General features: G+C 63.3%; 14 protein-coding genes and 1 pseudogene. 7 read left to right on the forward strand and 8 right to left on the reverse strand.

The genetic code is table 11. The features are described 5' to 3' along the window. Positions 1–218 precede the first annotated feature (218 nt). Positions 219–1013 carry an enoyl-CoA hydratase/isomerase family protein gene (locus ACVJ5M_RS36190; RefSeq protein ID WP_063986567.1) on the forward strand — a complete coding sequence of 265 codons (795 nt, stop codon included), beginning with the start codon at positions 219–221 and terminating at the stop codon, positions 1011–1013. Beyond that, positions 1010–1591: a histidine phosphatase family protein gene (locus tag ACVJ5M_RS36195; protein ID WP_354099392.1), complete on the forward strand. Its 582-nt coding sequence runs from the start codon at positions 1010–1012 to the stop codon at positions 1589–1591. The genes ACVJ5M_RS36190 and ACVJ5M_RS36195 overlap by 4 nt, the downstream gene beginning before the upstream one ends. Here ACVJ5M_RS36195 and ACVJ5M_RS36200 read toward each other — a convergent pair. The 4 genes from ACVJ5M_RS36200 to ACVJ5M_RS36215 all read right to left on the reverse strand — a co-directional run bounded on the left by ACVJ5M_RS36200 (position 1584) and on the right by ACVJ5M_RS36215 (position 6467). Next, a complete protein-coding gene (locus ACVJ5M_RS36200) occupies positions 1584–2924 on the reverse strand; it encodes a TRAP transporter large permease (protein ID WP_063984775.1) in 1341 nt (446 codons plus the stop codon). The two genes, ACVJ5M_RS36195 and ACVJ5M_RS36200, sit on opposite strands and share 8 nt — an antisense overlap. Further along, positions 2921–3499 carry a TRAP transporter small permease gene (locus tag ACVJ5M_RS36205; protein WP_063984776.1) on the reverse strand — a complete coding sequence of 193 codons (579 nt, stop codon included), beginning with the start codon at positions 3497–3499 and terminating at the stop codon, positions 2921–2923. The genes ACVJ5M_RS36200 and ACVJ5M_RS36205 overlap by 4 nt, the downstream gene beginning before the upstream one ends. Positions 3500–3691: 192 nt before the next feature. Beyond that, on the reverse strand, positions 3692–4687 hold the full coding sequence (locus ACVJ5M_RS36210) for a TRAP transporter substrate-binding protein (protein WP_063984777.1): 996 nt from the start codon (positions 4685–4687) through the stop codon (positions 3692–3694). Positions 4688–4748: 61 nt separating this feature from the next. Next, positions 4749–6467 (reverse strand): IlvD/Edd family dehydratase, encoded by a 1719-nt coding sequence (locus tag ACVJ5M_RS36215; protein WP_063986568.1) that lies wholly within the window; start codon positions 6465–6467, stop codon positions 4749–4751. 174 nt (positions 6468–6641) lie between these two features. Here ACVJ5M_RS36215 and ACVJ5M_RS36220 point away from each other — a divergent pair, with 174 nt between their 5' ends. After that, a complete protein-coding gene (locus tag ACVJ5M_RS36220) occupies positions 6642–7322 on the forward strand; it encodes a GntR family transcriptional regulator (RefSeq protein WP_063984778.1) in 681 nt (226 codons plus the stop codon). Positions 7323–7354: 32 nt separating this feature from the next. Then, positions 7355–8254 carry a translation factor GTPase family protein gene (locus ACVJ5M_RS36225; protein WP_063984779.1) on the forward strand — a complete coding sequence of 300 codons (900 nt, stop codon included), beginning with the start codon at positions 7355–7357 and terminating at the stop codon, positions 8252–8254. A gap of 67 nt (positions 8255–8321) precedes the next feature. Here the strand turns inward: ACVJ5M_RS36225 and ACVJ5M_RS36230 are convergent, their stop codons facing one another. From ACVJ5M_RS36230 to ACVJ5M_RS36240, 3 genes are all read right to left on the reverse strand, one after another. Next, entirely contained in the window at positions 8322–8576 is a 255-nt protein-coding gene (locus ACVJ5M_RS36230; RefSeq protein ID WP_283018526.1) for a hypothetical protein, read from the reverse strand. A gap of 106 nt (positions 8577–8682) precedes the next feature. After that, a complete protein-coding gene (locus ACVJ5M_RS36235; RefSeq protein WP_371496045.1) occupies positions 8683–9069 on the reverse strand; it encodes a hypothetical protein in 387 nt (128 codons plus the stop codon). Positions 9070–9092: 23 nt separating this feature from the next. After that, positions 9093–9356 (reverse strand): GlsB/YeaQ/YmgE family stress response membrane protein, encoded by a 264-nt coding sequence (locus tag ACVJ5M_RS36240; RefSeq protein ID WP_063986569.1) that lies wholly within the window; start codon positions 9354–9356, stop codon positions 9093–9095. A gap of 193 nt (positions 9357–9549) precedes the next feature. Here ACVJ5M_RS36240 and ACVJ5M_RS36245 point away from each other — a divergent pair, with 193 nt between their 5' ends. Then, the gene (locus ACVJ5M_RS36245; protein WP_063984782.1) at positions 9550–10455 is read left to right on the forward strand and encodes a transglutaminase family protein; all 906 of its coding nucleotides are present in this window, start codon (positions 9550–9552) and stop codon (positions 10453–10455) included. A gap of 31 nt (positions 10456–10486) precedes the next feature. Next, positions 10487–11318: pseudogene (locus ACVJ5M_RS36250) on the forward strand (potassium channel family protein). A 70-nt stretch (positions 11319–11388) separates the two neighbouring features. On the opposite strand, the gene ACVJ5M_RS36255 reads toward ACVJ5M_RS36250, so the two are convergent. Further along, complete coding sequence (locus ACVJ5M_RS36255; protein ID WP_063984783.1) at positions 11389–12213, reverse strand: NAD-dependent epimerase/dehydratase family protein; 825 nt, start codon at positions 12211–12213, stop codon at positions 11389–11391. A 91-nt stretch (positions 12214–12304) separates the two neighbouring features. Here ACVJ5M_RS36255 and ACVJ5M_RS36260 point away from each other — a divergent pair, with 91 nt between their 5' ends. After that, a complete protein-coding gene (locus ACVJ5M_RS36260) occupies positions 12305–13273 on the forward strand; it encodes an SMP-30/gluconolactonase/LRE family protein (protein WP_063984784.1) in 969 nt (322 codons plus the stop codon). Positions 13274–13384: the final 111 nt, after the last annotated feature.

The following is a 13384-nucleotide window of genomic DNA, read 5'->3' on the forward strand; positions in this document are numbered from 1 at the left end:
CATTTCCGGAGACACGAGCGTCACCCATGTCGTCTCCTCTCTCGCTGATATTGGCTTGGCTTGCCCAGGAGGAGCCGGCGCTCGTGTCCGTTCCTAAACGAAGGCGGCCCCATTTGAGCCCATCATTCCGTCCTGCGCAAGAGCGGCATGCGGGGATTGTCCCCCCCGACCTTCTGCGATTTAGTTGCAGCAACGACCTCATGCCGGGGATATTCCAGATGCCAGCTCCCGTCTCAAAACCCGACGATCCCGCCCTGCTGCGGATCGACGGCCCGATCGCAACCATCACGCTCAACCGCCCCGCCGCGTTCAACTCGATCAACCTTGCAATTGCGCAGAAGCTCGAACAGCTCGCGGCCTATCTCGAAGGCGCCGACGACATCAGGGTCGTCGTGCTCGAAGGAGAAGGCCGCGCCTTCTCAGCCGGCGGCGATCTGCAGACGATCGGCGCTGCGGCCGAAACCGGCACGGTCACGCCGGTCGTCGGCGAGCTGCTGAAGCATTATCATGCCTTCATCGAGATCATCCGGCGCATGCCGAAGATCTCGCTGTCCAGCGTGCACGGCTCGGCAGCCGGCGCCGGCATGGGCCTCGCCTTCGTCACCGATCTCTGCATCGCCGCGGAGGATGCCAAGTTCACGCCGGCCTATGCCAAGATCGGGGTGTCGCCGGACGGCGGCTCGACGGTCGGGATCGTCGGTACGGTCGGATCGCGACGTGCGCTCCAGATCTTCCTGTCGGAGGACAGTTTTACCGCGCAGCAGGCCTATGAATGGGGCCTGGTTGCGAAGGTCGTCCCCGCCGCGGAGCTGAAGGCGGCCACGCGAAAACTCGCCGAGCGCCTGGCGCAGAATCCGCCGGCGGCGATCGCCGGCACCAAGTCGCTGGTCTACCAGGCCGGGACCACACCGGTGAAGCAGCAGCTCGATGCCGAGGAGCAGAAAATCATCATGGCGATGAACACGGAGGATTTCCGCGTCGCCGTGAAAAAATTCACGAGCAAAGGCAAGTGAGCGCGCCGGCACAGGCGCGCTCGTTCTGCGGCCTGCGCCACGGCGCGACCGACTGGAACAGGCAGGGGCTGTTTCAGGGACGAACCGACAACCCGCTGAACGCGGACGGCCTTGCGCAGGCGCACGAGGCCGCGGACATGTTGCGCGGTACCGGCATCAGCCGCATCGTCGCGAGCCCGCTGGTGCGCGCGGCGCGAACGGCCAAGATCATCGCGGACGCCATTTCGGCGCCGCTCTCGATCGACGACGGCATCATCGAGTTCGATTTCGGAAGCTTTGAGGGCCTCCCTGTCCGCGACCTCATGATCAAGCACGGCGTCAACTCAGCGACGGGCCTCGTCTCGATCCTGCCCGCCGACGGCGAAAACTGGGACGCCATGACCGATCGGTCGCTGGCTTGCGTCTCCGCATGGCTCGACCGTCATCCTGACGACGACTTCCTGTTCGTCTGCCACGACGCGGTGATGCAGGGAATGGCGAAATCGCTCGCCGGCAGCTATTTCAAGAACAGCCACGGCACGCCGTTTCGCTACCTCCGTGAAGGCGAGCAATGGCGCGTCGAGCAGCTCGTCACTTAGGACAGATGTAGCCTGTCCCCGCCGGCGACTTGAAGCAGCCGACCGATTCCGGCAGCACTTTCTGCGGCAGCCACAGCACCACGCTCGGGAAATAGATCGCGAACGCGATCGTGGCCAGGAACACCACATAGATCGGCAAGGCGGCGCGTAAGGCCTTGGCAAAACTGATGCCGACGAATTTCGAGGCCATCAGCAGCACCAGGCCGTATGGCGGCGTGATCAGGCCAAAGGCGAGCGTGGCGATCAGCACCACGCCCATATGCACGGCGTTGATGTCGCCGGCCTCGGTCAGCGCGTTGACCAGCGGCATGAAGATGATGATGGTCGGCACCGGCTCGATGAAGTCACCGACCACGGTGAAGAGCAGCACCATCAGCAGCATGATCAGATGCGGATCGTTGCCGGCAATCGAGGTGATCATGTCGGCGATGTAACTCGCACCGCGTAAGTAAGCGAGCATCCAGCCGAAGGCATTGGCGGCGCCGATGGTGATCAGCGGCAGCGAGAAGATCAGGCCTGCAAGGCAGAAATCGTATGGGATCTTTTTGATATGCCCGCGGTTCAGCGCGGGGATCACGACGACGACAATCCAGACCACCGCAACGACGCCGGCTTCCGTCGGCGTGAACCAGCCGGTGAGGATGCCGCCGAGCAAAATGACAGGGATCATCAGCGGCAGGGCGGCGTCACCCGCGGCGAACACCACCTGCCGCAGCGGCGCGCGCGGCTTGCGCAGGCCGGAAGGGCCGAAGAAGTAGCAATAGATCATCAACCCGAAGCCGATCATCAGCCCAGGCACCACGCCCGCCATGAACAGGCCGGCGATCGAGACGTTGCCGACGGCGCCATAGACCACCGCCGTGATGCTCGGCGGCACCAGCGCCGCGATGGTCGAGGCAGACGCGATGATCGCGGCGATGAAGGCGGGCTCGTAGCCCTCGCGCTTCATCGGGCCGCCCAGCGCACGGCTCATCACGGCGACGTCGGCGGTGGTCGAGCCCGACATTTCCGAGAAGAACATGCTGAAGACGACGACGACCTGCGACAGCCCGCCCCTGATGTGCCCGACCAGCGATACTGACAGGTTGGCTATTCGTACCACCACGTTGGCCGAGCTCATGAGCTCGCCGACCAGCAGAAAGAACGGGATCGCCAGCAACGCCTCGGAGTCCACGCCGTCAAATATCTTCTGGATGATCGCGGCCAGCGAGACATCCGACAGGATCGCACCGATGAAGACGCCGGCCATCAGCGAGAACGGCACGGGCACGCCGAGATAGCCGAACGACAGGAAGCAGATCGACATCAACGCCAGGACAACAGGTGCGCTCACGGCTGCGCCCTCATCTGCACGTCCGTGATGACGGGCGCTCCGTCCTCTTCGGGCGGCTCGTGATGGTCAAAGCCGTTGCGCAAGCCGTTGACGAGCTGCTCGATGGTGAACAGGCCGATCAGCACGCCAGACAGCGGGATGATCGCATAGAGCGAGGCGATCGGGGTGCCCGACGGCAAGCGAAAGCTGCCGAAGCCGCGAAGATAGTTCTGATAGCCGTACCAAATCAGGCAGAAGGCGACGCCGAGCACGACGAGACGAATGATCACTTCGACGATCAGCCGCGCCGTGCCGTGCATCGCTTCGGAGATCGCGGTGAGATAGAGGTGATCGTTGCGTCGGGTCGCGACCGCGGTCCCGACGAAGATCGCATAGATGAACAGCGTCGAGGTGACTTCCTGGAGCCACAGCCAGGGGTGGCCGATGGTGCGTGTGACGATGTCGGCGGTGACCGACAGCGAGAAGCCGAAGCAGAGCACGCCGCAAAGGATCATCAGCGCAAGCTCGAGCCAGTCGAGCCAGCGCCACTTGAGGTGACGCTGGCGTTGAACGAGCAGTTTGTCGGCGACGGCCATTCAATTTCCCCTTCGTCCCGGAGCTATCGCATGTGACAGCTGGGAAGCTGCCGAACGTGCTCGGCCTGCATGGTTCGAGACGCCCGCTTTGGCGGGCTCCTCACCATGAGGGTCTAAAATCTCGCCGGAAAGCACGACCTCATCCTGAGGGCCCGCCATAGGCGGGCGTCTCGAAGGATGGCCACAGGCGGGCTAGTTCACCGACCGGATCAAATTCTTGATCTTCTCGGCATGCGGGCCGAGCTCCTTGGCGAGCTTGTCGAGATAGGGATCGGCGATCACCGTGAAGCTCTTCTTGTCGACGTTGTCGACGATCTTCACGCCCATCTTCTTCAGCTTGTCGGCCGCGGTGCGCTCGAGGTCGAACGCCTTCTGCGGCTCTTTCGTGCTGACCTCGTTGGCCGCCGCCTGCACCCACCCCTTCTGCTCCGCCGACAGGCTCTGCCAGAGCTTGTCGGAGACGAACACCAGCGCGTTGTTGGCCTCGTGCTCGGTGATGTTGAGGACCGGGGCGACCTCGTAGTGCTTGTTGACGAGGTAGACGTTGATGCTGTTCTCGGCGACGTCGACGACGCCGGTTTGCAAGCTCGTATAGACGCTGCCGAACGGCATATGCACGGTCTGGGCGCCGTAGGCCGGGAACATCATGTCCTCTGTCGCGGTCGCCTGGACGCGGATCTTCAGCCCCTTGATGTCGCCGACATTGTGGATCTCCTTCTTGGAGTACATGTGGCGTACACCCTGCGAGCCCGTCGCGATCACGTGCAGGCCCTGCGTGGTCTCGTCGATCATGGTCTTGAGGGCTTCGAACACGCGGGGATCGGCCAGCCCCTTGACCACGTGGTTCTCGTCGCGGAACAGGAAGTGCAGCGACATCACGCCGGCCTGCGGCGAGATCGTCGCGGTGTTGGCCGAGGAGATGATGGCGAATTCGATGTCGCCGGCCTTCACGAGCTGGAGCACCTGCGGCTCCTGCCCGAGCTGCGCACCCGGATACTGGTCGATGATCATGGTGCCCTTGCTCAATTCCTTGAGCTTGTCGGCAAAGAGGTCGCCCGCGATGGAATAGCCGGTGTTGCGCGGCTGATCGTAGGCAAAGCGATAATGCTTCACCTCCTGTGCCCCGGCCCCGGTGACGAAAAGTACGGCGGCCATGGCCACCAACCCACGCATGGATCGTGCAATCATCGTTTCCCCCTGTTTTATCGCCCGCCGCTTGTGCGGTCTGAGCGCTCGTTCGGGTGGTTCGTCACCCCTTCTCAGTCTGCTTCCCAGTCCTCTGCATGAAATCGAAGTCGCAGCCCTCGTCGGCCTGCATGATGGTCTCGTTGAACAGCCAGGCGTAGCCGCGCCGCGCCTCATCGGGTGCTGCGGCCGGCTTCAATGCGGCGCGCCGACGCTCCAGCTCGGCGGCATCGACCAGCAGCTCGATGCTGCGCTTGGCAACATCCAGCCGGATCATGTCGCCGTTCTTTACCAGCGCGAGCGGTCCGCCGACAGCGGATTCCGGCGTGATGTGAAGCACGATGGTGCCGAACGCGGTGCCGCTCATGCGCGCATCCGAAATGCGCACCATATCCTTGGTGCCGCCGCGCGCGAGCTTCTTCGGGATCGGCAGATAACCCGCCTCGGGCATGCCGGGCGCGCCCTTAGGGCCGGCGTTGCGCAGCACCAGCACGTCGTCGGAGTTCACGTCGAGATCGGGATGGTCGACCCGCAAGGTCATGTCCTCGACGGATTCGAACACCACCGCACGCCCGGTGTGCTGCAACAGCTTGGGGCTCGCGGCCGACTGCTTGATGACGGCACCGCGCGGGGCGAGGTTGCCGTGCAGGACGGCAAGGCCGCCTTCCTTCTTGATCGGATTGTCGCGCGGACGGATCGCATCCTGGCCCGGCACGTCCTCCGCATTCGCGACGACATCGCGCAGCGTCTGGCCGCTGATGGTCTTCGCGTCGAGATCGACGAGATCGCCGAGCTGCGCCAGCAATTTCGGCACGCCACCGGCGTGGTGGAAATGCTCCATGTAGTGTTCGCCCGACGGCTTGAGGTCGACCAGCACCGGCACTTCGCGGCCAATCTGGTCGAACACCTCGAGATCGAGGCGGTGGGGCGAGCGGTGCGCCATTGCCGTCAAATGGATCAGGCCGTTGGTCGAGCCGCCGATCGCCTGGAGCACGACCTGCGCATTCTTGAAAGACGCCGGCGTCAGCAATTCGCTCGGCTTCGGCCCCTTGGTCTTGGCCATCTCGGCGGCAACCCTGCCGCTCGCTTCGGCCAGGCGAAAGCGTTCGGCGTGCGGCGCGGGAATCGTCGCGCTCATCGGCAGCGACAGGCCCATGGCTTCGATCATGCAGGCCATGGTCGAGGCCGTGCCCATCACCATGCAGGTGCCGACCGACGGCGCGAGGCGGCCATTGACCGCTTCGATCTCGACATCGTCGATTTCGCCGGCGCGATATTTGCCCCAGAGACGGCGGCAATCGGTGCAGGCGCCGAGCACCTCGCCCTTGTGATGGCCGACCACCATGGGACCGACGGGAATGACCACCGTCGGCAGGTCGGCGCTGATTGCGGCCATGACCTGCGCGGGAAGGGTCTTGTCGCAGCCGCCGATCACGATCACCGAATCCATCGGCTGCGCGCGGATCATCTCCTCGGTGTCCATCGCCATCAGGTTGCGCAGATACATCGAGGTCGGATGCGCAAAGCTCTCGGCGATCGAGATGGTCGGAAACACGAACGGCATCGCGCCCGACAGCATCACGCCGCGCTTGGCGGCCTCGATGATCTGCGGGACGTTGCCGTGGCAGGGATTGTAGTCGCTATAGGTGTTGGTGATGCCGACGATCGGGCGCTCCAGCGCGTCGTCGGAATAGCCCATGGCCTTGATGAACGCCTTGCGCAGGAACAGCGAGAAGCCGGCATCGCCATAGCTCGTCAGCCCTTTGCGCAAACCACTCGTCATCATACCGCTCCTTCTCGCTTGCCATTGTGCTACAGCCTGCCCCCTGATTGTCAATAAGATTGGGCCAGATCGTCGCGCTTTCTGCCCCATACACCGCCATCCGACACAAATTATTGACAATCCGGGTTCTCCCTGCTCCACAAGGCGGACCGGCATGAGCCGGAGGCTGAGGGCATGTCCGACATCCGCACCGCAGACGCCATGCTGGTCCGGCGCGACGATCCGGACGATGTCGTCGCGCGGCTGGAAGAGGACATCATCTTCGGCCGCCTGCCGCCGGGCGCGCGCCTCACCGAAGACGCGCTGATGTCGCGCTACGGCACCTCCCGGCACTTCGTGCGGCAGGCCTTGGTCGATGCCGAGCGCCGCGGCATCGTCCGCCGCGAGAAGAACGTCGGCGCCACCGTGCGGTTCTACTCGGCCGAGGAAGTCCGGCAGATCTACGAGGTCCGCGAGATGCTGACGCGGCAGGCCGCGCTGATGATCCCCCTGCCCGCGCCGCAAGACCTGATCGACGAGCTGACTGGGCTGCAGCGGCAATATTGCGCGAAGGCAGATGTGCAGGATTTGCGCGGCATTCACGAGGCCAACGACGCCTTCCACCTCGCGCTGTTCTCGGCCTGCGGCAATCCCTATCTGGTGCGCTCGCTCCAGGACTACATGAACCTGACGCTGCCGATGCGCGCCAAGAACCTCGCCGACCGCGAGGGGTTGGCGCAATCGCGGCGCCAGCACGAGCTGATGATCGAGCTGTTGAAGGGCCGCGACAGCTGGGCGCTGGCGCAGCTGTGCGTGGATCACATGCAGTTCAGCAAGTCGGATTATCTGGCGCGGATTGCGGGTGAGGAGAGCTGACGCTAGACCAAGGCAACGCTACAGGTCTTACAATGCCGCATGATGTGAGCACGCCACCCCTGCTTGTTGACGTCGCCATCGAAGCGAAGTCCAGGGCCGATCATGAGAAGCTCGTTGCTGCGCTCTTGAAGCTCACCGCCAAGGACGGAGCGCTCGCCGTGTCGGTTGATCAAGACTCCGCTCAGATCATCCTGAAGGGAACGAACGAAAACCACATCGAGAGCGCGATCGACGCCCTCAACCGGACCTCTGGAATAGCCGTCAATATTGGTGCCCTGCAGGTGGCATTTCTTGAGCATCCGACCAAACGTGCGGAAGCGGAATACACTCACAAAAAGATCTACGGGCCTAAGGGGGAGTTTGCCGCCGTCAAGCTTGCCATCGAGCCGAATGAGCTTGGCGAGGGATACCAGCTTGAACGCAACATTGGTGTGGATGCGCTACCGAACAAATATATGCCCGGGATCGAGAAAGGGCTCGAAAGCGTACTGGCCTGCGGCGTGATTGCGGGCTTTCCGGTGGTGAACGTCAGGGTCCAGCTGATCGACGGCAAGTATCACGACGTCGATTCTTCACCGCTCGCCTTCGAGATCGCGGCTAATGCCGCGTTCCGCAGGGCGCTGCAAACGGCGGAATCGGTCTTGCTTGAGCCGATCATGAAGGTCGAAGTGGTGACACCGACGCCGTTCGCGCAATCGATCGTTGACGACCTGACATCGCGGCGTGGGACCGCCCACTCCAGGGTCGTCGACGAAGACACGGTCGCGATCGATGCGACGGTACCGCTCATAGCGATGTTCGGCTATGCGAACAGCCTCCGCGTGATGAGCCAGGGGCTCGCCAGCCACACAATGCGCTTCGACCGCTATGCCGCCGCACCGCAGCCTTGGGACGGTCCGCCATTTCGTCCGGCGATCGGGATGCGTGCCTGACACTCATCGCGGTAGAAGAGGCCGCCAACGCAGGCGGCCTCCCAAAATTCTGAACTGACCCGCGCTCTTATTTGAGGTCGAGAGCCCGGCAGTAGTAGCCGCTCTCAACGCCAGTCCAACCTCGCTCCATGCGGTTACTGCGGCACTCGTAGTAAGACTTGAAGTTGAGGACGTTCTTGCAATTCGCAACCGCGGCGCCGGAGAGCGAGCATCCGGGACCTTGGTTTGGGTTCAGGTGAGCCGCGGAGCCGATCGGTGCGGCGCTCACCGGCGCGACCGACAAGGTAGCAAGGATCAACGCTGACATCGCTAACGTCTTCATAGCCATCCTCCCTGTTCTTGTTGCCTGGGACGGGAAATGCACGTCCCGGAGCAGACGATAGCATAGCGCGAGTGACAGGCCATTCTCAATCAGAGCTTGTTCCCGTTTAGTATCGCCTCAGCAGGCCACGATCCACGCTGGCATCGCCGTAGTCGGCGCAGGCTCCTTTCGGGTTCTTGATCAAGTCCGCCCGGACGCGCCTGAACGTTTTGCCGGCCGCGTCGGACACCTCGGGGCGGAATTTACCGGGATCGTAGGTCTCGCCGTCGCGGGCCTTGATGGCCGCAGCATAGGCGTCGATCATGGCCATCGCCGCCTCAGGGCTGCCGAGAAGCCGCGCGCCGAGCTGAACGCCGCCGGCGCCATCGACCTCGTAACCGTCGCATCGCTGCTCCAGCACCACGGATGCGGTGACGAGCTGGTCGAGGAACGTCGCCTCGGCGTCGCTGAGCGCTCCGGCTCGCGCCGGCTCTGAGACGATCATCGCGAGCATCGCGACGGCTGATAGCGTGATTTTCAAGCGCGCCCCTGACGACCCATGACAAGGCCGTACAGGAAGAGGAGGATGATGGCTCCGACCACGCTGCCGATGAAGCCGGCGGCCTCTCCGAAATGATACCAGCCCACGGCTTGACCGAGCCAGGTCGCGACGAACGCGCCGACGATTCCCAAGACCGTCGTCAGGATGAACCCCGTGGGCTCGGACTTGTCACCGGGCATGATGAATTTCGCGACCACGCCGACGATAAATCCAATGATGATCGTCCAAAGGATACCCATGTCCATCGCTCCATTCGGTCGGTTTGCACATCAACGTCTGAAGGAATGCGTGATCGCTTGATGGGCCAGACGATCCCGGGAACGACGTTGATCTAGATCAATGGGTGGAAGCGGCCGGGCCGAAAGCTGGCGCCTGCTCTCTCTTGCGCGGGAAGGCGCTCAATGCGCTCCGCAACGCGAAGCGGATCAATGCATGGCGATCATTGGCGAGATCACGCACACCACGACCTACCGCTATGCAAAGCCGGTGACGTTCGGCACGCACCGGGCGATGTTCCTGCCGCGGCGCGGCGCCGCGACCCGGCTGCTTCGCTGGTCCGCTGCTACCAGCCTGCCGTCAAAGGTGCATTGGGTCACCGACTCCCGCTCCAATGCCGTCACGGTGATGGACTTCAGCGAACCCGGCAGCGAGCTGACATTCACGTTTAGGGTTCGTGGCGTCTATTTCGGCATCAAGGGTCTGGAGACATTTCCGCTGGAGCCCCGGGCCGAGGAGGTCCCCGTGCAGTACACCCCGGACGAATGGACCGACCTTGCCGGTTACCTGCGCCCGCATGCCGACGATGCAGACGGCAGCCATGCGGCGTGGACCAAGAGCTTCGTTGCCGGCGATCAGGATCGGACCGCCGACGTGCTGCGCCGAATGCTCGGCAAGTTTCGCAGCGACTTCAACTATCGCGGCAGAGATGCCGAAGGCACACAGTCACCCGGCGAAACGCTGCGCACGAAATCGGGCACTTGCCGGGACTTCGCCTGGCTGATGATCGAGACGTTGCGCCGGCTCGGCTTCGCCGCTCGCTTCGTCAGCGGTTATCTCTATGATGCGGCGCTCGATGGCGGTGCCGTGGGCATGACCGGCTCCGGCGCGACCCACGCATGGGTGCAGGTATTCCTGCCCGGTGCCGGCTGGCTGGATTACGATCCAACCAACAGTCTGAGCGCCGGATTCGACCTCATTCCGGTGGCCATTGCGCGGCATCCGGGCCAGGCCGTGCCGCTGACTGGCTCGTGGTTCGGCGATCCCGGCGACTATTTGGGCATGTCGATCAATGTCGCCGTCAACAAGATTGGCGAAATGCTCGATCCTTCGGAAGCGTAGGCTACCGAGATAGGCGCGGCGGTCGCTGACCATGGCATTTTATCGCAACAGTACGAAGGGACATGGGCCGCTCGACGTCGTCGCCGTCCCATTTGAGGCCCTGAAGGGCAGGATCCGGCAACTTTACGAAGGCGACACGTTCGGCTGCATAAAATTCCGATACGCCCTGCTTGCGCTGGACGTCGTCACGGTTCTGTTCATCATCGCGACCTCGTTCCTGCCTCGCAACAGGGCCGTCGAGTCGCTCGATGTCGTGTTCGGCGTCCTGATCCTTGCGGACTTCGCCGCACGGATGATCATCAGCCGTCAGCCGCTGCACGACCTGGCGCGGCTTTCGACCTGGACCGACATCGTCGTCATCATCTCGTTCCTTGCGCCGCTCGCCGGAGAGGCCGGCGGCTTCTTGCGCGCATTTCGAACATTGCGGCTGCTGCGCGACTACCAGATGGTAGCGCGCCTCCGGGTCGACAGCCCCTTCTTCCGCGCGAAACGAGGAAGTTGTTTTTGCCGTCGTGAACCTCGGCGTGTTTATTTTCGTGATGACCGGGATCGTCTACGAGACGCAGAAGTCTCACAATCATCAGATCGCCAACTATGCCGACGCGCTCTACTTCACGGTCACCGCACTGACCACGACCGGCTTCGGCGACATCACCTTGCCCGGGACCGTCGGCCGCCTGATCACCGTCGTCATCATGATCTTTGGCGTGACCCTTTTCCTGAATCTCGCCAAGGCACTGCTCGCGCCCTCCAAGGTACGCTTCCCCTGTCCGGTTTGCGCCCTGCAGCGCCACGATGTCGACGCGGTGCATTGCAAAGCTTGTGGCACCGTCTTGAACATTCCCGATGAAGGCATGGACTAGGCTGCATGCCGGCGCGAGTGCCGCGGAGAGGCCCCCTCACCTCATGACTGTAGAGAGGGGGCATGGCATTTCAGCGCTTACTCCAATCAATGATGCGGCTCGCATCGCCGTCGAACTCATTGCTGCAGAACGCGCCGCCCTGGTAGTGGTCGCCGACCGGATCCGGCTTCAGCTTGGCCTGCTCGGCCATCGCGTGCTCGCGGAAATCCTCGGCGCGCCCCGTCGGGCGATAGCCGAATTCGTAGGCGCGGTGGTTGTCCCACCAGGCGCGCTCGTTGAGGGAGGCGCCGTAGAAGACCTCGAAATGGATGTCGGGATGTTCGAGCCCGATGCGGCAGAGCTGCACGAGGTCGTCGGGCTTCAGCCAGATCGAGAGCCGGCGCTGGTCGAGCGGCATGTCGCCGAAATTGCCGATGCGCAGGCAGGTCACCTTCAGGCCATGCTTGTCGGCGTAGAGCGCGCCGACGGCCTCGCCGAACACCTTGCTGACGCCATAACGGCCGTCGGGGCGCGGGGTGACGTCGGTCCCGATGTTGTGGTGGCGGGGATAGAAGCCGACGGCGTGGTTGGACGAGGCGAACACCACGCGCTTGACGCCCTTGCGGTAGGCGGCCTCGAACAGATTGTAGCCGCCGATGATGTTGGCCTGGAGGATTTGGTCCCAGGTGCCTTCGACCGAATAGCCGCCGAAATGGATGATGCCGTCGACGCCCTCGCAGATCGCCTCGCACTGCGCGAGATCGGCGAGATCCGCCGCCTTGAATTGTTCGTTCGCGCCGAGATCGGCTGGCGGCTTGATGTCGGAGAGCAGGAGATCCGGATAGATCGGCGGCAGCAGCTTTCGCAGGCTCGTGCCGATTCCGCCCGAAGCTCCCGTCATCAAAATACGCGGCATGTCTTCCCTCGCCTGTGGTGACCGATTTGCGGCCGTAGATAACTGATGCTAGCAGACTTGGACAGAGGGAACGCAACAAAGAGACCTGCACATGAACGATGCATCGTCCCACACTCAAGGCTGGCGGCCGGCGACCTATTACCCCGATCCGGCGATAAAAGCACTGGACCCCCGCTTCGAAAAATACTGGCTGAAGCTGTCGGCGGTGGAGCGGCTGGCGACCGGCCTGCGCTGGGCCGAGGGTCCGGTGTGGTTCGGCGACGGGCGGTATCTGCTCTGCAGCGACATCCCGAACCAGCGCATCATCAAGTGGGAGGAGGAAACCGGAACCGTCTCGGTTTTCCGAAAGCCCTCGAATTTCGCCAACGGCAACACCAGGGATCGTCAGGGCCGGCTCGTCACCTGCGAGCATGGCGGCCGCCGCGTGGTGCGCACCGAATATGACGGCAGCATCACCGTGCTGATGGACTCGTTCGGCGGCAAGCGGCTGAACTCGCCGAACGACGTCGTGGTGAAGTCCGACGGATCGATCTGGTTCACCGATCCGACCTTCGGCCTGCTCGGCAATTACGAGGGTTACAAGGCCGAGCCCGAGATCGAGCCGAACGTCTATCGGCTCGATCCTGCAACGGGCAAGGCGACCATCGTCGCCGAAGGCGTGCTCGGCCCCAACGGGCTGTGCTTCTCGCCCGACGAGACGATTCTGTATGTCGTGGAATCGCGCGGCGTGCCGAACCGAAAGATCCTCGCCTATGACGTCTCGCTTGACGGCACCACGATCTCCAACAAGCGCGTCCACATCGATGCCGGCCCGGGCACACCGGACGGCATGCGCTGCGACATCGACGGCAATCTCTGGTGCGGCTGGGGCATGGGCGATCCCGAGCTCGACGGCGTCGTCGTATTCGCGCCCGACGGCGTCATGATCGGCCGCATCGCGCTGCCTGAGCGCTGCGCCAATCTCTGCTTCGGCGGCGTCAAGCGCAATCGCCTGTTCATGGCGGCAAGCCAGTCGATCTACGCGCTGTATGTGAACACGCAAGGCGCGGTCGGGGGATAGGCGTTACGCAGAGACGGTCTCGTAGGGTGGGCAAAGCGAAAGCGTGCCCACCGCTTCTTGTTCGTCGCGGAATGGTGGGCACGTCGCTACGCTCCTTTGCCCAGCCTACGA

Source organism: Bradyrhizobium sp. S3.7.6, from assembly GCF_054061875.1.